The sequence below is a fragment of the Mesorhizobium sp. M7A.F.Ca.US.006.04.2.1 genome (assembly GCF_004022915.1).
In the GTDB taxonomy this organism is placed as follows: Bacteria; Pseudomonadota; Alphaproteobacteria; order Rhizobiales; family Rhizobiaceae; genus Mesorhizobium; species Mesorhizobium ciceri.
Map to the genome: position 1 here is coordinate 1 of NZ_RZQA01000002.1, position 18718 is coordinate 18718.

The following is an 18718-nucleotide window of genomic DNA, read 5'->3' on the forward strand; positions in this document are numbered from 1 at the left end:
ACGCAGCGGTGTGAGACGGGCATTCTTGTGGATGTTCATTCGGACCCTCCGATGGATGCTGAAGCGTGGTAACTCCAGTCTCCTCGGTCCGGTCCGAATGGACAACCTCTCGAAAGCTCACACCTAGTGCCGGCAGTGGCACCGCTGTTGTCCGTCGACAGGTCCCGCGCTTGCTCGGTGCGACCAACAACCTTAAGCGCTAGGGCGTAACCTGACCCTGCAAGATCTCCTCACCGACTATAAGGTGCGCCTCACGATCTGAGACGATGGGACAGGATGGCTAAGGAGGTGCGCCGTCTTGCATGCCCCGCCAGCGAGGCGAACCCTCTCGGCTACGCGCGCCACCAGCGACGCTCCATATCGTCAGGCCTGCGTCTCATGCTCAGATGAGCCGGTATTTGGCTCTCTCATCAGCAAACCGAGAGAGCCCATGCCAAGACGGAAGCAAGCAAGACGAACGAGCGTCAGAGATATCCTGCGCCTGACCCATAAACAGGGCAGTCCGGTGGGCCAAGGTGGCAGAGCAACTGAGGTTCGGCAAGACTTCGGCTTCCACCTATCTGCGGGCGCTGGAGACGGGCTGTCGTGCAGGCCCTGCATGCGGCTTTGAGGACGATGCGATGTTGAAACACCGTCTGTTGCGCCGAATCGGCCGTCGGCCAAACGTTGGGTCGTCATCAGGTTCTCGACAGCTTCCCGGTGTCAAATCCAAACCGTGGTCGGCGATCCCCACCAGGGTGGGAAGGCAGCGCTGATATAGCCGAACGTCGATCAAGTCACGATCAACGATTGCCTCATGTCACATGCCCTGCGGGACTGAAAAACGGAGAAGAACATGTGCGATGCAAAACTGAAGACCGTGCTTTCGCTTTTTTCGCCGGTGGCCAGCAAATTAGATGCTCTCTCGTCCAACGGACCAGCGACGGATGCAAACTGCGTTAAGCTAAATACGAACGAGAACCCGTTTCCGTTGCCGAAGAGCGTAATGCAAAGTGCAATTGCTGCGATCGAACACCAGTATCTTTATCCGGAAGACGACAATCTCAGCTTAAGGGCAGCTGCCTCCGATGCTTACGGATTTTCCAAAGATCAGGTGATTGCCGGCAACGGTTCGTCGGAGCTGCTCGGACTCATCTACAGAGCTTTCCTCGCCCCAGGAGATAGAGTGGCAATGCTGTCGCCCGGATTTTCGTTCAACCGTAAACTTGCCATGTTGCAGGGTGCCGAGTTTCTCGAAATCGCATCGAGCGAAGCTCATCCCCTGCCGATAGAAAAACTGCTGTCCGGCCCCGCAAAAGACGCGAAGTTCATTCTGTTGGCTAATCCGAACAATCCGACCGGAACATTCGTGCCGGTGGCCGAAATCGAACGCCTTGTGGAGCAAGCAGATCGCTTGGTCGTCTTGGATGAGGCCTACGTTGACTTCGCACCCGACAATGCCCTGCGCCTCGTCAATAGACATCCGAATCTTTTGATCTTGAGGACTTTTTCAAAGAGCTATGCTGCCGCTGGCGTGCGAGTCGGCTTCGGTTTCGGTCACCCAGAAATCATTGGCAGGCTGCGCAACATCCAGAATGTCTTCAACATGAACGTGATCGGGCAGGCGGTCGGGAAAAGCATTCTTGCGCATCGCCACGCCTACGAAGAGAACCACAGGCACATCAAGCATGAACGACAGCGAGTGACCCTGGCGCTGTTGCAACTTGGCTTTTCCGTAACACCCTCCCACGCAAACTTTTTGCTGGCCCGTGTGCCGGCGGGACAGGAGGGCTCATGCTGGCAAGCCGCGTTGAAAGAGCAGGCGATCCTCATCGCCAGCTTTCCTGACGTAGATTTGAAGAACTGTATTCGCGTCAGCATTGGCACCACAGAGCAGATGGACAAATTCCTTGCTGCCGCCGAACGCGTCTGTATGAACTTTAAGAAGGATCGCGGTGCTCACAAGCATGAAGTCGATTCACATTAAGCATCAAGTAATGATATGTCGTGAGCTATGATGATTAGCGAATAAATATAGGTAATTTGGAGAACAATTAATTGAAGAAAATTTCCGCTTCGGGCCTGACCTTCGGCATCTTCGATCATCTGGACGAAAACGGCGATGACATCGCACAACAATATGCAGATCGGCTGAGCCTAGCAGAAGCGTGCGATGGCTATGGCTTTTATGCGTATCATCTCGCCGAGCACCACTGTACGCCGCATGGCAGAGGTCCATCACCGAATTTGTTCTTAGCGAGCGTCGCCCAGCGAACCCGCAGTCTTCGTGTTGGTCCCATGGTAATGCTACTTGCGCTCTATCATCCGCTGCGTGCCTTCGAGGAGATCTGCATGCTTGATCAGTTGAGCGGCGGCAGGCTTGAACTCGGCATAGGGCGCGGCTCTGCTCCCACTGAATTGGGATACTTCGGGGTTGCTGTAGAAGCAGCACCAGAACAGTATGCGGAGGCCAGTGAGATTCTCATCAATGCGATGAAAGGCGGGACGCTTTCTTATCAGGGCCGCCACTTTGAGTTGAAAGATGTTCCGCTGACGTTGAGACCTCACCAATATCCCCGTCCGCCGACATGGATCGCCACCAATCGACCCGAGCCGGCTAGCTGGGCCGCTGCGAATGGGGCAAACATCGCCTGCGTCGGACCTTCCACTTCTGTTCGCAGCGTTACCGACGCGTTCCGCGCCGCCCGAATTCACGATGCTGACATTGGCCAGCAAGCGCCATTTCTTGGATTGCTCCGAATGGTGGTGATAGGGCGTTCTGAAACAGATGCGTATTTGCTCGCAGCACCTGCCTATGAACGATGGCTCAATAGCTTCAAATTTCTATACGAACTAAATGCCATTTCCACTCCACCAAACTTGCCTTTGAACTTCGATGCAGCAATTGAAAGTGAATTGTGCGTCGTGGGAACGGCAGATTCTGTCCGAAAAGCTCTCCTTGATCAGCTGGAAGAGGCAGGTGCTAATTATCTTCTGTGTCAACTGGCATTTGGGGATTTGCCGCTGGATGCCTCACTATACACCGCATCGGCCATTGGATCCGAAATCATGGCTCGAGTTGCCGCATCGTGAATCCGTCGTGTGATTGGAGGAGCAGCGGCAGCGCTGCTCCTCATTGCGAAACGGTTGTGGGGGCCGGACTCCTGTGTCAGGTGTAAACCATTGGAGCACGTCCTATCTGATCCAGGTCATATCCTGCGGCTTTGAAGTAGTTGGCACATTCGGCTGGGGTGAAGAGGTCGACGACCGCGCCGAGGCGTCCTGACCTTGCCCCTCTGATCTAATCCGGTTTGAAGTTCGTTCTGGCCCATCCAGAGGACCAGGACATGAAACGCAGCCGCTTCTCTGAAGAGCAGATCATCGGAATTTTGAAGAAACACGAGGCCGGGGTATCGGTTGGCGATCTGTGCCGCAAGCACGGGGTCAGCGACGCCTCGATCTACAATTGGAAGGCCCGCTTCGGCGGGATGGATGTCACCGAGGCTCGGCGACCTGAAGGCGCTGGAGGACGAGAACACGCGCCTGAAGCGGCTTTTGGCCGACGCCATGCTCGACAATGCCGCGTTGAAGGACCTTGTGGGAAAGAAATGGTGACGCCCGCCGCCAAGCGGAAAGCTGTCGCTCGCCTGAAGGAAGGCTTCGGGATGAGCGAACGGCGGGCGTGTAAAGCCATCGGCTGTTGCCGCATGACGGTTCGCTACCAGACCAGCAGGCCGGACGACCGCGAGGTTCGCGAGCGGATGAAGGCCGATCGCGCAGGAGCGTCGCCGGTTCGGCTACCGGCGTCTTCTCGTGATGCTGAGGCGGGAGGGCCTGGTCGTGAACCACAAGAAGCTGTTCCGGCTCTATCGGGAGGAGAAGCTCGCCGTCGCCGCCGTGGCGGCCGCAAGCGGGCGATCGGGACCAGGGCGCCGATGCTGGTGCCGCTGAGGCCCGACGAGCGCTGGTCGCTCGACTTCGTATCGGACCAGCTCACCGACGGGCGCCGCTTCCGCATCCTGGCCGTCGTCGACGACTGCACGAGAGAGTGCCTCGCACTCATCGTTGATACGTCTCTCTCGGGCATGCGGGTTGCCCGCGAATTGGACGGCTCATCACCGAGCGGGGCCGGCCCAGGATGATCGTCAGCGACAATGGCAGCGAGTTCACCTCGAACGCCATCCTCTCCTGGGCGGATCAGAACCGCGTCGAATGGCATTACATTGCGCCCGGCAAGCCGATGCAGAATGGCTTCATCGAGAGCTTCAACGGCCGACTGCGCGATGAACTGCTCAACGAGACGCTGTTCACCTCGCTGGCTCAGGCGCGCGTAGCCATCGCCCTGTGGCACGCCGACTACAACACCGCGCGGCCGCACTCCCCCCTGGCAGACCCCGGCCAAGTTCGCCAGCACCTTCAATCCGCGACGGTCGCTCGCGCTGCGCTATGCCAAAGGCTCCGCGCCAGCGCCCGTCGCTTCACCCGCCCAGCAGGGCACAACCCACGCCGGAAACGAACTCAAAACTGCTGGGGCAACGTCAGTCCCATAGAGCCTTGATGGTTATCTCGGCCTTTGCTCGCAGCAGCGCCTTAGGTTGGGCGAAGGCGTTCTCAATCGGATTGAAGTCGGGACTGTAGGGCGGCAGTTAGAGCAGGCTCGCCTGCGGCCTCAATCGCGCCGCGCAGGGTTCTCCAGGCGGATGTCGCCAATGTCAAATTTGCTGGCATCCATGTCGCCCTCGCCAACCGCACAAGCGAAGGCCAGAAAGCCAACATGTGTTCTGCGGCTTAATTAAGAGTCAGCCGATGTCGGCCGAACATCACCTTGTCTCGAAGTCGACGATCGGACAGCAGGTTGCGAAAGTTGGCGCGATGCGAAACAAACTGCTGAAGCGCTCAACTTTTATTGATCACGCGTGTTGGACGCGACGCACTCCCGTTCCAATCGGGCTGAGCGCAAATTCTCCCGGTTCACAAAACTGAGTCGCTGGAGTAGTGGGGGCGCAGAGAAATCTCCGGTCGCAGCCTTACCCGGTCAAAACAAGGATACCAATGATGAAGACTCTCGCCGTCTGCTCTGGCGGATTGGACTCCGTTTCCCTTGCTCACATGGTGGCAGCGGAGCACGAACTCACCGGCCTTCTATCTTTCGACTATGGCCAACGGCACAGGAAGGAATTGGGCTTCGCCGCTCTTTGCGCGCAGCGACTGAAGGTCCCGCACCAGATCATCGACATCGGCGAAATTGGCCGTGGCCTTTCCGGCTCAGCGCTGACTAGCAGTATCGACGTGCCGGACGGCCACTACGCCGAAGACACGATGAAGATTACGGTGGTGCCGAACCGCAATGCCATCATGTTGGCAATCGCCTTCGGTCTCGCCGCCGCCCACAGCGCCGAAGCGGTGGCGGCGGCCGTGCATGGTGGGGACCATTTCATCTATCCCGATTGCCGTCCGGCCTTCATTGAAGCTTTCCAGACAATGCAAGACCGCGCGCTCGACGGCTATGCGCAGATACGCCTCTATGCACCGTATGTGAATCTCGGAAAAGCTGACATTGTTGCGGATGGCGCAAGATACGGCACCCCGTTTGCTGAGACCTGGTCCTGTTACAAGGGCGGCGTGCGTCACTGCGGACGATGCGGGACCTGCGTCGAGCGGCGCGAAGCGTTCCATCTCGCCGGGCACGCTGATCCCACCGACTACGAGGACGCCGATTTCTGGCTTGAGGCGCTGCGCAGGAGGCGCGCGTAATGTTCCACATCAGCAAGGAATTCCACTTCTCGGCCTCGCATCAGCTCACCTCCTTGCCTCCCAACCATCAATGCGCGCGCCTGCACGGGCATAACTATGTCGTCGTAGTGGAGCTGTCGGCCAAGGAACTGGACGCCCACGGCTTCGTGCGCGACTATCACGATCTGGCGCCGCTCAAACGCTACATTGACGAGAGCTTCGACCATCGGCACCTCAACGACGTGCTGGGACATGAGAAGGTCACGGCGGAATGCCTGGCCAGACATTTCTATGAATGGTGCAAGGCACGTCTGCCGCAGACCGCGGCCGTGCGCGTTAGCGAAACACCGAAAACTTGGGCGGAATACCGTCCGTGACCGACATGCATCCCGCAATCCGTGTGAGCGAGATATTCGGGCCGACTATCCAGGGCGAGGGCGTGCTCATCGGCTTGCCGACGGTGTTCATCAGAACCGGCGGATGTGATTATCGCTGTTCATGGTGCGACAGCCTTCACGCGGTGGACAATCAGTATCGCCATGAATGGCTACCGATGCCGATCGATGCCGTGTGGCAAACCGTCCATGCGCTTTCCGGCGGCAGGCCGGTTATGGTCTCCTTGTCAGGCGGCAACCCGGCCATTCAGCCGTTCGGTCCCCTCATAGAACGAGGCCATCGCGAGGGCTATCGTTTTGCACTGGAAACGCAGGGTTCCGTGGTGAGGGAGTGGTTTGCGGATCTTGACGTGCTGACCCTTAGCCCAAAGCCGCCGTCCAGCGAGATGACGACCCGTTGGGCTGCGTTTGATGCATGCCTCGAAGCGGCGCAAGAGAAGCCGCAAATCGTGCTCAAGCTCGTCGTTTTCGACGAGAGTGACTATGCCTACGCCAAAGAAGTCGCGGCGAGATATCCGCACCTTCCGATCTATCTGCAACCCGGCAATCACACGCCGCCGCTCCCTGGCAGTGAAGACGCCTCTGTCGACTTGGACGGAATAATGATGCGAATGGAATGGCTTGTCGAAAGGGTGACTAGCGACAGGTGGTTCGAAGCCCGCGTGTTGCCGCAGCTGCACGTTCTGCTTTGGGGTAACAAGAGGGCGGTCTAGTCTGTGGCTTGCGTCGCACCGGAAGGCCGGGCTCCAACGGCTTGGCAGGCTCTCTTCGCGTGCCGAGTACAGCCGAGCTTTGTTCGCGTCAGCGGTCTCGCGATTGTGCGGCTGGAAACCGCCCGGACACCCCGCTGCCGGCGTGTGTCACCTTGACTCCGATGAGCTGTCGTCACGCAAAGTTGAAATCCGCAAGAACTGGCCTTCTCGCCCCACCTGCTCCGTCGCAAGCACGTCATCCCCTCATCCTTGTCCAGCTCTTATCGATGTATCTCATTGTCCGGCCTGACGCACGACTGTCAGCATGGGAATGCATCCATTGCGCAAATGCCTTCCATAAAGAAGATCGATTTCCTCATTGGCCCAACGTGAAATATAGCAACGTTTTCGTGGCGTGGGTCGGCTGCGTCGGGAGTAGCGATGAAAACGTATTGGGGTCGCCTGCGTCTCCTTGGGCAGCGAGTGTAAAGTATAGCGATGCGGCCTCCGGCGCGAACGGCAGCCGCGCAGTGATCACCTTCGCCTGTGCCTTTGCGGCGGGGGTCAAGCGCTGGTCTGCTAAAATTTTTTATCGTTTAGCTGGTTGAAACTGCCCCCGTTGCGGGCTGCAGAAGCCGGCCAGCCGAGAAACGGCAGCCGCACTTATGAAAGCACGCCAAGGCGTGCGGGCATCTATCAGTTGCAAAGGACAATACTGGCCGCGCCGATTGGCCATCACGCGTCCATTAGGGCAGCCACCAACATCAGTTCGCAAGAGGAGCAAAAGTAATATGTATCGTCGTCACCTGATCAAAGGGTTGGTTGCGCTCGGCGCATGCCGGATTTGCGTTCAAGCCGCCCAAGCGACCAGTGCCCATTGGGGGTACACCGGTCCGGTCGGACCGGAGCACTGGGCTGATCTGGATAAGGAAAATTTCGTATGCTCTGCCGGCACGCAGCAATCGCCGATCAATATCAACAGCGCGGTCAAGGCGGATATCCCGCATATCGCCATCGGCTGGCACAAGGGCGGCGGCAATATGGTGAACAACGGCCACACCATTCAAATCAATATGCCACAAGGCAGCACGCTGACCCGCGGCGATCGTGTCTACGAACTGGTACAGTTCCATTTCCATGCGCCAAGCGAACATCACGTGGCGGGCAAGAGCTTCCCGATGGAGGTGCATTTCGTTCACAAGGACACGCAAAGTGGTACTCTGGGCGTGCTGGGCGTCTTTTTAACGCCCGGCGCGACAAATGCCAGCTTTGCTGCCCTTGCTGCGGCCTTTCCCGAACTGCCGAATGGGGAGGTGACGATCGACGAGGTGAATCCCAACTGGCTTCTGCCAGCCTCGCTTGGCTATTGGACTTATGAGGGCTCACTGACGACGCCGCCGTGCACCGAAAACGTCGAGTGGATGGTGGCGATGGAACCGGTTGACGTTGATCCGGCAGACATCCAGCGATTTGCCTCACTCTACCCGTCGAACGCGCGCCCTATTCATTCACCCAATCGACGCTTCATCCTGCGCCAGAGTTGAGCGCCGCCCCAGCGGTTCCGCACGGTCCAACATTCTTGGCACAAGTTGGCGCGAAGCCTCCTCTTCCGGTCTGGCGGTCTGACGGCGCTCCCCAAGCTGGCTAGTCTAAATGATAGGGATTCGGTGCCGACACCACTCGTCCCAAATACGTCGCGGCGAGGTTTGTCTGCAACCCGGCAATCACACGCCGCCCCGCCGTGGTAATGAAGACGTCTCTGTCGAGTCCGACGGAATATGATGCGCATGGAACCGCTGGTAGAAAAGGTGACCAGCGACAGGTGGTTCGAAGCCCGCGTCTTGCCGCAGCTGCACGTTCTACTCTGGGGTAACAAGAGGGTAGTGTATACCTTCTCCTAGCTTCGCCGCCAACTACTCGGTTTTCCGAATTGCTCTCTATATTCTTGAAGACGATGCGTTCGTTAAAGACATGTGCTGCGCACCTGGTGTAAAAGCTGCTCTCATCATGCAGAGGTCAAGCCAGTCGGGCTCATCCGAGGCTATGGCCGTGAGCACTGTTCAGTTCGGCAGAGAGGGCGCTTTTGTACACACTTTGCGATCGTGGCGGCCCCGTGGGCAGATCTGCAAGCTGCCGCGACACTAACCTCTCGAAGCCCGCCCGCCCGCCTTTCGTGCAGCTTCCTCTGAACAAAACCACCGCTCGCCCTTCAATAGGTTGATGCGTGTCTCCCAGTAAGATTCCTGTCCAAGAACGTGATAATCTTCTTGCCAGTGTTGTAGCTGATGTTGCCCTTGATGCCGCAGCCTACCGCGGCGGGACCAAACTCAATGGCAAGCAGGCCGGCTAGGATCGTGCAGCCAGTCGCGAGCCTCGCCCACAACGGGGTCTCACGCGCATGAGGGCGCCGACCATGGGTTCGGCGGTTCATACGCGTATAACACGTATCTTTCTGAAAAAATCAATGCTCTCGGCTAAGCTACTGAATTATTTGGCTTCCATATAGCGCGTCGGCGGAACCAACTTGTAGACGGGCTATGAAAGGTTAAGCGCGGATGTCTATCGGCCGCCGGCGTTCCCGCTCTGTAAGCCTGCCTGAACTACCCGCGCCGCGGTCAAGCCCCAGGCTCCTGCTCATCCAGCGACCGCCCGATCAATGGCAGGCTGGAAAGACAAGAGCCGATGTCTTCCGATGGTCTCGCCATCAGCTTTGGGCTAACTTCCCCATTCTCCCGCTTCGAGCTCGACACACGGCGGTTTGGATGGCGCACGACAATCTGTGTCGGCTTTGTCGTGTCCGTGACAGACGCCTGAAAGGCCCGTTCGCGCGTTTTGCCGCCGTCTAAGCGGCTGGAATTTAATGACAAAGTTTCTTCTGGGATCGGCCGATCACGCTGGTACGCTTTTTGCGATGCTTGGTGTGAGGCGGCACGAGCTGCCTATCGGCACTTGTGTCGCGGGCAGTCGCGATAATTAGAACGAAGGAAGGAAAGCTATTATGTCAGGTCTGCGTCAGATCGCCTTTTACGGAAAAGGCGGCATCGGCAAGTCCACCACGTCCCAAAATACGCTCGCTGCCCTTGTCGACCTCGGGCAGAGAATCCTCATCGTAGGATGCGACCCCAAAGCCGATTCCACACGCTTGATCCTGAATTCGAAAGCTCAGGATACCGTCCTGGATCTCGCCGCACAGGAAGGCTCGGTGGAAGACCTCGAACTCCAGGACGTGCTCAAGGTGGGCTACAGAGGCATCAAGTGCGTGGAGTCCGGCGGCCCCGAGCCGGGTGTCGGTTGCGCCGGCCGCGGCGTCATCACCTCGATCAATTTCCTCGAGGAGAATGGCGCTTATGACGATGTCGATTATGTCTCCTATGACGTCCTCGGCGACGTGGTATGCGGCGGCTTCGCCATGCCGATCCGCGAAGGCAAGGCCCAGGAGATCTATATCGTCATGTCCGGCGAGATGATGGCGCTCTATGCCGCCAACAACATCGCCAAGGGCATCCTCAAATATGCCCATTCGGGCGGTGTGCGGCTGGGCGGGCTGATCTGCAATGAACGTCAAACCGACCGCGAACTCGATCTGGCCGAAGCACTGGCTGGCCGATTGAATTCCAAGCTCATCCACTTCGTGCCCCGCGACAACATCGTCCAACATGCCGAACTCAGGAAGATGTCGGTGATCCAGTACGCGCCGGACTCAAAGCAGGCAGGGGAATACCGCGCTCTGGCCGAGAAGATCCACGCCAATTCGGGCCAGGGTACGATCCCGACGCCGATCACCATGGAGGAGCTGGAGGAGATGCTGCTCGACTTCGGCATCATGAAGACCGACGAGCAGATGCTTGCCGAGCTTCACTCCAAGGAAGCGGCGAAGGCGGCGGCCCAGTAGTGACATTAGCGCTGCCATGAATCGGCGCGCCTTGCAGAGAACGGCGCCTATTCTTTGAGGCGTCACCCAACCTTGAAAGGGGGACTCATGAGCCGGGAATACGAGAATGACGGTGCTCTTCATGCGAAGCTTATCGAAGAGGTGCTGTCGCATTATCCCGACAAGGCGGCGAAGCGCCGCAAGAAGCACCTCAACGTCGCAAAGAGCGGCAACGAGGCTGGCGGGGAAAGCGAGGTCCTTTCCGAATGCGACGTCAAATCGAACATCAAGTCCATTCCCGGGGTGATGACGATTCGCGGCTGTGCATATGCTGGTTCGAAAGGCGTGGTGTGGGGGCCAGTCAAGGATATGGTCCATATCTCGCACGGCCCGGTCGGCTGCGGCCAATATTCTTGGTCGCAGCGCCGCAACTACTACGTCGGTACAACGGGCGTCGACACGTTCGGGACAATGCAGTTCACCTCCGATTTCCAGGAGAAGGACATCGTCTTCGGCGGCGACAAGAAGCTGGAACAGATCATTGACGAGATTGAAGTCTTGTTTCCGCTCAACAACGGCATCACCGTGCAGTCCGAATGCCCTATCGGCCTGATTGGCGATGACACCGAGGCCGTTTCTCGCAAAAAGACCAAGGAGTATGACAAGACGATCGTGCCGGTACGCTGCGAGGGCTTCCGCGGCGTCTCGCAGTCGCTTGGCCACCACATCGCCAATGATGCAATCCGGGATTGGGTCTTCGACAAAAAGGATGTCAAGTTCGAGGCCGGCCCCTACGACGTCAACGTCATCGGCGACTACAATATCGGCGGCGATGCCTGGGCCTCGCGCATACTGCTTGAGGAGATAGGGCTGCGCGTGGTTGGCAACTGGTCGGGTGACGCCACACTCGCAGAGATCGAGCGCGCCCCGAAGGCTAAGCTCAATCTTATCCACTGCTACCGGTCGATGAATTACATCTGTCGGCATATGGAGGAAAAGTATGGCGTCGCCTGGATGGAGTACAATTTCTTCGGTCCCTCCCAGATCGAAGCCTCTCTGCGCAACATAGCCAAGCATTTTGGGCCGGAAATCGAGGAGAAGACCGAAAAGGTCATTGCCAAGTACAGGCCGCTTGTTGATGCGGTCATCGCCAAGTACCTGTCGCGCCTGGAAGGAAATACCGTGATGCTCTATGTCGGCGGCCTGCGCCCCCGCCACGTCGTCACGGCCTACGAGGACCTCGGCATGGTCATCGTGGGCACCGGCTATGAATTCGCCCACAGCGACGACTATCAGCGCACCGGCCACTACGTGAAGAACGGCACGCTGATCTACGATGACGTGACCGGCTATGAGTTGGAGAAATTCATCGAAGGGATTCGCCCAAATCTGGTCGGCTCGGGAATCAAAGAAAAATACCCGGTGCAGAAGATGGGCATACCGTTCCGCCAGATGCATTCCTGGGATTATTCAGGCCCGTATCACGGCTACGACGGCTTTGCCATTTTCGCACGTGATGTGGATCTCGCCATTAACAACCCGGTCTGGGACCTATTCCACGCGCCTTGGAAAAGAAGCCGGGGCGATGAGCGGGCGATGGCTGCCGAATAAACATTTGCTTCAGCCCCAGTCTCCCACTGAGACGGTGAACTCCCGCGGCCTCTGATCCGCCGGAGCCTGGAACGTCTTGACGTCCTGAGCTGCCGTCCCGCGCAGCCAGATGCAAAAGAGGTAATCATCATGCCGCAGTCGGCTGAAAAAATTCTCGATCACGCTCCCCTGTTCCGCGAGCCGGAATACAGAAAGATGCTCGCTGAGAAGAAGCTAAACTTCGAATGTCCGCACCCCGATGAAATCGTTTCCGATCAGCGCGATTTCACCCAGACGTGGGAATACCGCGAAAAGAACCTCGCCCGCAAAGCGCTTGTCGTGAACCCGGCCAAGGCCTGCCAGCCGCTGGGTGCGGTATTCGCTGCCGCCGGCTTCGAGCGAACCATGTCCTTCGTCCACGGCAGCCAAGGTTGCGTCGCCTATTACCGCTCGCACCTGTCGCGCCATTTCAAGGAGCCTGCCGCGGCGGTCTCCTCCTCAATGACCGAGGATGCGGCGGTGTTTGGCGGCCTGAAGAACATGGTCGACGGGCTCGCCAACACCTACCAGCTCTACGACCCCAAGATGATTGCCGTGTCGACGACCTGTATGGCAGAGGTCATTGGCGACGACCTGCACAGCTTCATCCAGAACGCCAAGGACGAAGATTCAGTCCCGCGCGACTTCGACGTGCCCTTTGCCCACACCCCGGCCTTCGTTGGCAGTCATGTCGACGGCTATGACAACATGGTCAAAGGCATTTTGGAGCACTTCTGGAAAGGTCAGGAGCGTACGCAAATCGAAGGAACCATCAACATCATTCCGGGCTTCGACGGCTTCTGCGTCGGCAACAACCGGGAGCTCAAGCGCCTGCTCGATGTAATGGGCGTGTCCTATACATTGATCCAGGATGCCTCTGACCAGTTCGATACGCCTTCGGACGGTGAATACCGCATGTATGACGGGGGCACGAAGATCAACGAGGTGAAGAAGGCCCTCAACGCCGAGGCAACGCTTTCGCTGCAGCATCACAACACCCGAAAGACACTGGGCTATTGCGAGGAGGTCGGGCAGGCGACGGCCTCGTTCCACTATCCGCTCGGCGTTCAGGCGACGGACGAATTCCTGATGGAGGTCGCGGCGATTTCCGGCAAGGAGATTCCCGAGGCAATTCGCCTCGAGCGCGGCCGACTGGTAGACGCCATGGCGGACAGCCAATCCTGGCTGCATGGTAAGAAATACGCCATCTACGGTGATCCCGACTTCGTTCACGCAATGGCCCGCTTTGTCATGGAGACCGGCGGCGAGCCAACCCATTGCCTCGCCACCAATGGCACCTCGGCATGGGAAGCCGATTTGAAGAAGCTGCTAGCATCCTCGCCTTTCGGCAAGGCTGCCCAGGTTTGGGCGGGCAAGGACCTGTGGGCGCTGCGCTCGCTGCTCTTTACCGAGCCGGTGGACCTTTTGATCGGCAATTCCTACGGCAAGTACCTGGAGCGCGACACCGGAACGCCGCTGATCCGGCTGATGTTTCCGATCTTCGATCGGCACCATCATCACCGCTTTGCGCTCTTTGGCTACCAGGGCGCGTTGCGCGTGCTGACGACGATCCTCGACAAGATCTTCGACAAACTCGATCGCGAGACGAGCGAGACGGGTGTGACGGATTATTCCTATGACCTCACGCGCTAAGAGCCGTGGCCGGCTTTTCGCCGAGGCCATTCCTTGCCCAATGGACTGGGGAGGCTGAGCGATGTCCTCCCTCAGCGCCAAAATCAAGGACGCCTTCGATGAGCCCGCCTGCGATAAGAACCGTGGCAAAGATGCCAAGGCGCGCAAGGAGGGCTGCTCGAAGTCGCTGACACCAGGGGCGGCAGCCGGCGGCTGCGCCTTTGACGGAGCCAAGATCGTCCTGCAGCCGATCACCGACGTTGCGCATCTGGTCCATGCGCCGCTCGCCTGCGAGGGCAATTCTTGGGACAACCGTGGTGCGGTTTCGTCAGGGCCGACCTTGTGGCGGACAAGCTTCACGACCGACCTCACCGAACTCGACCTGGTGATGGGGCAGGGCGAGCGGAAACTCTTCAAGGCGATCCGCGAGATCAAGCACACATACGCGCCGCCGGCGATCTTCGTCTACTCAACTTGCGTAACGGCGCTGATCGGTGACGACATCGAGGCCGTGTGCAAACGCGCCACGGAAAAGTTCGGTTTGGCCGTGGTGCCGATCAATGCGCCTGGCCTGGCAGGCTCCAAGAACCTCGGCAACAAGCTCGCCGCCGAGGCGTTGCTCGATCATGTCATCGGCACGGTCGAACCCGACGACCCCGGGCCCTACGACATCAACATCCTTGGCGAATTCAACCTCTCGGGCGAATTCTGGCTTGTAAAGCCGCTCCTCGATCGGCTCGGCATCCGGGTGCGCGCCTGCATTCCCGGCGATGCGCGTTACCGCGACATTGCTTCCGCGCACCGCGCCCGGGCGGCAATGATCGTGTGCTCGACCGCGCTGATCAGTCTTGCCCGCAAGATGGAGGAGCGCTGGGACATCCCGTTCTTCGAGGGCTCCTTCTATGGCATCTCCGACACATCGCAAGCTCTTCGCAACCTTGTCAGGCTGCTGGTGAGGAAGGGCGCCGATCCGGAGATCCTCGAGCGCACGGAGACGCTGATCGCGCAGCAGGAGGCGATCGCGTGGAAGAAACTCGAATCCTACCGGCAAAGGCTCCAAGGCAAGCGCGTGCTGCTCAACACAGGCGGTGTGAAGTCCTGGTCGGTTGTCCGTGCGCTGATGGAGATCGGAATCGAGATCGTCGGCACCTCGGTCAAGAAATCTACGGTGCAGGACAAGGAGCGCATCAAACAAGTTCTCAAGCACGACAAGCATATGTTCGAATACATGGCTGCGCGCGAGCTGTACGCCATGCTCTCTGAACACAGGGCCGATATCATGCTGTCGGGCGGTCGCACGCAATTCATTGCGCTCAAGGCCAAGACGCCCTGGCTCGATATCAACCAGGAGCGCCAGCACCCTTATGCCGGCTATGCCGGCATGGTGGAACTCGTACGCCAGATCGACCTCGCCATTCACAATCCGGTCTGGTCTCAGGTGCGCCAGCCGGCCCCGTGGGATTGCCAGCCTGATCTAAAAGACGAACTGCCATGCACGAAGAAGGAGTCCGGGCACCTGTTCGATGAATTCGCCGGCGCGACGGCACACGAGTTCAGCGAGTGTTGAGGCGACCGATGGCCCGCATCCTTCCCCAGACCAAATCCGCGGCGGTGAACCCGCTGAAGTCGTCGCAGCCGCTGGGTGCCGCCTTTGCCTTTCTTGGGGTCGACGGCGCGATGCCGCTGTTCCACGGCAGCCAGGGATGCACAAGCTTCGCGCTCGTGCTCTTCGTACGGCACTTCAAAGAAACGATTCCATTGCAGACAACAGCGATGGATGAGGTGGCGACCATCCTCGGCGCTGCCGACCATCTTGAAGAAGCCATCCTCAACCTCAAGAACCGCACGAAGCCAAAGCTGATCGGGGTGTGCACGACCGCGCTGGTGGAGACGCGTGGCGAAGATTGCGCGAGTGATATTGCGAACATCAAGCTGAAGCACACGCAAGAGCTTGCGGGTACGGAGGTCGTGCTGGCCAACACGCCGGATTTTGACGGCGCGATCGAAGAGGGCTGGGCCAAGGCAGTCACCGCAATGATCAAAGGGATTACAGGCTCGGGCGAACGTGCGCGGCAGCCGAAGAAGATCGCGATCCTGCCCGGATGCAACCTCACTGTCGCCGACATCGAGCATATGCGTGACATGGTTGAAAGCTTTGGGCTCAAGCCGGTTATTCTGCCCGACATTTCAGGCTCGCTCGACGGTACGGTTCCTGACCGCTGGGTAGCGACCACATACGGCGGCACCAGCGTCGAAGACATTCGCGAGTTGGGCACGGCCATGCAATGCATCGCCATCGGTGAGCACATGCGCCGCCCGGCGAAAGCGCTGCACGGGTTGACCGGCGTGCCTTACGTGTTGTTCCAGTCACTGACTGGGCTGCAGGACACGGACCGCTTCGTGTCGCTGCTGTCTGCGATTTCGGGCGCGGCGGTACCGGCCCGCGTGCGCCGGCGCCGGGCGCAATTGCAGGACGCGATGCTCGACGGACATTTCCATTTCGGCGGCAAGAAAATTGCCATCGCTGCCGAACCAGACCAGCTGTTCCAACTTGCGACCTTCTTTGCTGGCCTCGGCTCCGAGATAGCCGCGGCCGTCACAACGACCGACAGGTCTAAAATTCTCGAGAAAGTCCCGGCGGTTTCGGTTCAGATCGGCGATCTCGGCGATCTGGAAAGTCTTGCCGTCGGTGCTGACCTGCTTGTCACGCATTCGCACGGGCGCCAAGCATCGGAGCGGCTCCGAATTCCGCTCATGCGCATCGGGTTCCCGGTCTTCGATCGACTAGGCAGCCAGCACAAGCTCGCAATTCTCTATCAGGGCACCCGCGACATGATCTTCGAGGTCGCCAGCATCTTCCAGGCCAACCAACACGCGCCCACTCCTGAGGCGCTTGATCCACTCCGTAATCGAGAAATATCACGATGAACGCTGTTCGCCGCCTCTCGCTGGTCAGTAGTGAGGTTTTCGCCCCGATGCCTGAACGACGTAAGGGCGCATTGCGCGTTGCGATCGCCACTCAGGACATGCAGGACCTCAACGCCCATTTCGGGTCGGCCAGGCGCTTTGCTGTCTACGACGTGACGCGCGAGGAATGGAATCTCGTAGAAGCCGTGGCCTTCGATGACGTGTCCGATGAAAGCGGGGAGCATCGGGCCGAGCGCGATGATCGCATCACGCCAAAGGTGGATGCGCTCAAGGGCTGTCAGATCCTGTTTTGTCTGGCAATTGGCGGCCCTTCGGCAGCCAAGCTTGTCGCGGCAAAAATCCACCCGATCAAAGTGGCGGAGCCCCAATCGATCCCACAGGTGCTCTTGCGCACGCAGATGATGCTCAGGACGTGTCCTCCGCCTTGGCTGCGCAAGGTGCTGGCGCGAGCGGGCATTGCCGAAAAGAAACCGTCCTTCGAGGACGAGGACTGAAAAGAGGAGGACGCCAATGCCTGACCCCGCAATCCCCCCAGCTGTCGCCGAAGACGAGGCGGCTCTTTGCACCCCGTTCGTCAAATGCCTCGTGCGGCTGATCCGTTCTCAGGATTCCTATGGCTCGTGGGAACGCAAAGCGGACGCTGAGCTGCTGGGCGACTTCATCATTACCAAGGAACAGCGCCGAGGGATCCCAATCATCGGAGATCCCGATCCCGACGTGCTGTGGAGGCTCGACAAGTACTACGCCGCCATCGGGCTTGCGATCGAGGAGCGCTGCGGCCTTATGGCATCGCCGATGATCCAGGTGAGCCATGAGGGTTTTGGTCGGGTGCTTTTCACGACCGGACGGCTGGTCGTTTTGTCCAAAACGCTGCGCGATGTCCACCGGTTTGGCTTCGAGACGCTCCTGAAGCTCGCCACGGCCGGTACGAAGCTGGTCGACGATGCGATTTCAGTCATCGAAACCTTTCCCCACGTGGCGCTGGCATGATGGGCGCGATTTTCGAGAAAGGCCATCATGACGGACCCGAGAAACTATGTTGGCCAGTCCCCTCGATCCAGGGACTCGAGGCCGACCAGGTTGTTGGGGTATCGCCGATGAAGAAGCCGCTGGTCCTGATCTGCTCGCAAGATGCCGAGTTCTATCTGCTCTACAGCCACATACTGGAGGTTGACGGTTTCAGCAGTGAGACGGCAGACGGCGCGAAGGCTGCGCTGGCCTTGGCCGAACAACGGGAGCTTCAGGCCGTAGTGCTGGATTGCGACCCAGCCAGCATAAACGGGTCCGCAATTTGCGCCCACCTCAAGCGGGAACCGCGCACCACCGACCTGCCTATCATCGCCCTGATCGCGCCTGGCGCCGAGCACCAGCACCTCGATCTCTTGAAGGCAGGCGTTGAGAGCTTTGTGCGGCCGGTGGCTCCGGCCAAGCTGCTCGACTGCCTGCGGGCGAGGCTCGGGCTGACCAAGCGTGGTCCGAACGGGGTTGAAAACGACAGTTGGATTTGTTGTGGAGGCCTGGAGATGAAGCTCGATGCCCATCGGGTTCGCGGTAATGGCCACGACATCCATCTCGGACGGATCGATTTCAACGTGCTGCGGCTTATGATTGAGGCCCCCGGCAAGGTCTTCAGCCGGGACGAGCTTATCGGGGCGGCCTGGCTGCCCAACATTCATGTCGGTGCACGCACCGTCGATGTCCATATCAGCCGAATCAGGAGGGCGCTGAAAACGGCCTTGCCCGGCAGCGTCATTCGCACCGTCAGGTCGGCCGGCTACTCGCTCGAGAAGCCGGACGACTGAAATCGGTGATCGAACGTGGTGCCGCTCTCTCTTCCTCCTGAGAGCGGTGTTGCCGCT

At 59.0% G+C, this 18718-nt stretch carries 14 protein-coding genes and 3 pseudogenes; 16 read left to right on the top strand and 1 reads right to left on the bottom strand.

Annotated features, from left to right (window positions below):
* Window positions 1–835 precede the first annotated feature (835 nt).
* From hisC to EN925_RS00290, 3 genes and pseudogenes are all read left to right on the top strand, one after another.
* A complete protein-coding gene (hisC, locus tag EN925_RS00280) occupies window positions 836–1966 on the top strand; it encodes a histidinol-phosphate transaminase (protein ID WP_063169376.1) in 1131 nt (376 codons plus the stop codon).
* A gap of 71 nt (window positions 1967–2037) precedes the next feature.
* Window positions 2038–3072, top strand: coding sequence for an LLM class flavin-dependent oxidoreductase (locus EN925_RS00285; protein WP_063169375.1), 1035 nt, complete (start codon window positions 2038–2040; stop codon window positions 3070–3072).
* 254 nt (window positions 3073–3326) lie between these two features.
* Window positions 3327–4529: pseudogene (locus tag EN925_RS00290) on the top strand (IS3 family transposase).
* Here EN925_RS00290 and EN925_RS00295 read toward each other — a convergent pair.
* Window positions 4524–4665: pseudogene (locus tag EN925_RS00295) on the bottom strand (transposase); the annotation flags it as partial. The pseudogenes EN925_RS00290 and EN925_RS00295 sit on opposite strands and share 6 nt — an antisense overlap.
* Window positions 4666–5034: 369 nt before the next feature.
* Here EN925_RS00295 and queC point away from each other — a divergent pair.
* The 13 genes and pseudogenes from queC (at window position 5035) to EN925_RS00365 (ending at window position 18661) form a co-directional block, all read left to right on the top strand.
* Window positions 5035–5733: a 7-cyano-7-deazaguanine synthase QueC gene (gene queC / locus EN925_RS00300; protein ID WP_063170389.1), complete on the top strand. Its 699-nt coding sequence runs from the start codon at window positions 5035–5037 to the stop codon at window positions 5731–5733.
* Window positions 5733–6089 (top strand): 6-carboxytetrahydropterin synthase QueD, encoded by a 357-nt coding sequence (gene queD / locus EN925_RS00305; RefSeq protein WP_063169374.1) that lies wholly within the window; start codon window positions 5733–5735, stop codon window positions 6087–6089. The genes queC and queD overlap by 1 nt, the downstream gene beginning before the upstream one ends.
* A gap of 5 nt (window positions 6090–6094) precedes the next feature.
* Window positions 6095–6820, top strand: coding sequence for a 7-carboxy-7-deazaguanine synthase QueE (gene queE / locus EN925_RS00310; protein ID WP_164548811.1), 726 nt, complete (start codon window positions 6095–6097; stop codon window positions 6818–6820).
* 770 nt (window positions 6821–7590) lie between these two features.
* Window positions 7591–8343: a carbonic anhydrase gene (locus tag EN925_RS00315; RefSeq protein ID WP_063169372.1), complete on the top strand. Its 753-nt coding sequence runs from the start codon at window positions 7591–7593 to the stop codon at window positions 8341–8343.
* A gap of 160 nt (window positions 8344–8503) precedes the next feature.
* Window positions 8504–8700 (top strand): annotated as a pseudogene (locus tag EN925_RS40460) (7-carboxy-7-deazaguanine synthase QueE); the annotation flags it as partial.
* Window positions 8701–9797: 1097 nt separating this feature from the next.
* A complete protein-coding gene (gene nifH / locus EN925_RS00330; protein ID WP_024505261.1) occupies window positions 9798–10691 on the top strand; it encodes a nitrogenase iron protein in 894 nt (297 codons plus the stop codon).
* An 87-nt stretch (window positions 10692–10778) separates the two neighbouring features.
* Window positions 10779–12281, top strand: coding sequence for a nitrogenase molybdenum-iron protein alpha chain (gene nifD / locus EN925_RS00335; protein ID WP_024505262.1), 1503 nt, complete (start codon window positions 10779–10781; stop codon window positions 12279–12281).
* Between the two features lie 129 nt (window positions 12282–12410).
* Window positions 12411–13952: a nitrogenase molybdenum-iron protein subunit beta gene (nifK, locus tag EN925_RS00340; RefSeq protein ID WP_024505263.1), complete on the top strand. Its 1542-nt coding sequence runs from the start codon at window positions 12411–12413 to the stop codon at window positions 13950–13952.
* A gap of 61 nt (window positions 13953–14013) precedes the next feature.
* Window positions 14014–15498: a nitrogenase iron-molybdenum cofactor biosynthesis protein NifE gene (gene nifE / locus EN925_RS00345; RefSeq protein WP_024505264.1), complete on the top strand. Its 1485-nt coding sequence runs from the start codon at window positions 14014–14016 to the stop codon at window positions 15496–15498.
* Between the two features lie 8 nt (window positions 15499–15506).
* Window positions 15507–16859 carry a nitrogenase iron-molybdenum cofactor biosynthesis protein NifN gene (gene nifN, locus EN925_RS00350; protein ID WP_024505265.1) on the top strand — a complete coding sequence of 451 codons (1353 nt, stop codon included), beginning with the start codon at window positions 15507–15509 and terminating at the stop codon, window positions 16857–16859.
* Window positions 16856–17353, top strand: coding sequence for a nitrogen fixation protein NifX (nifX, locus tag EN925_RS00355; RefSeq protein WP_063169371.1), 498 nt, complete (start codon window positions 16856–16858; stop codon window positions 17351–17353). Before nifN ends, nifX begins: the two co-directional genes overlap by 4 nt.
* Window positions 17354–17369: 16 nt before the next feature.
* Window positions 17370–17849 carry a NifX-associated nitrogen fixation protein gene (locus EN925_RS00360; RefSeq protein ID WP_024505267.1) on the top strand — a complete coding sequence of 160 codons (480 nt, stop codon included), beginning with the start codon at window positions 17370–17372 and terminating at the stop codon, window positions 17847–17849.
* Entirely contained in the window at window positions 17846–18661 is an 816-nt protein-coding gene (locus EN925_RS00365) for a response regulator transcription factor (RefSeq protein WP_063169370.1), read from the top strand. Before EN925_RS00360 ends, EN925_RS00365 begins: the two co-directional genes overlap by 4 nt.
* Window positions 18662–18718 lie beyond the last annotated feature (57 nt).

Coding starts and splice junctions, on each gene's coding strand:
- nifH (WP_024505261.1), top strand. CDS start 9,798: ATGTCAGGTCTGCGTCAGATCGCCTTTTACGGAAAAGGCGGCATCGGC.
- queC (WP_063170389.1), top strand. CDS start 5,035: ATGAAGACTCTCGCCGTCTGCTCTGGCGGATTGGACTCCGTTTCCCTT.
- queD (WP_063169374.1), top strand. CDS start 5,733: ATGTTCCACATCAGCAAGGAATTCCACTTCTCGGCCTCGCATCAGCTC.
- nifX (WP_063169371.1), top strand. CDS start 16,856: ATGAACGCTGTTCGCCGCCTCTCGCTGGTCAGTAGTGAGGTTTTCGCC.
- queE (WP_164548811.1), top strand. CDS start 6,095: ATGCATCCCGCAATCCGTGTGAGCGAGATATTCGGGCCGACTATCCAG.
- EN925_RS00315 (WP_063169372.1), top strand. CDS start 7,591: ATGTATCGTCGTCACCTGATCAAAGGGTTGGTTGCGCTCGGCGCATGC.
- nifN (WP_024505265.1), top strand. CDS start 15,507: ATGGCCCGCATCCTTCCCCAGACCAAATCCGCGGCGGTGAACCCGCTG.
- nifE (WP_024505264.1), top strand. CDS start 14,014: ATGTCCTCCCTCAGCGCCAAAATCAAGGACGCCTTCGATGAGCCCGCC.
- EN925_RS00365 (WP_063169370.1), top strand. CDS start 17,846: ATGATGGGCGCGATTTTCGAGAAAGGCCATCATGACGGACCCGAGAAA.
- nifD (WP_024505262.1), top strand. CDS start 10,779: ATGAGCCGGGAATACGAGAATGACGGTGCTCTTCATGCGAAGCTTATC.
- hisC (WP_063169376.1), top strand. CDS start 836: ATGTGCGATGCAAAACTGAAGACCGTGCTTTCGCTTTTTTCGCCGGTG.
- EN925_RS00360 (WP_024505267.1), top strand. CDS start 17,370: ATGCCTGACCCCGCAATCCCCCCAGCTGTCGCCGAAGACGAGGCGGCT.
- nifK (WP_024505263.1), top strand. CDS start 12,411: ATGCCGCAGTCGGCTGAAAAAATTCTCGATCACGCTCCCCTGTTCCGC.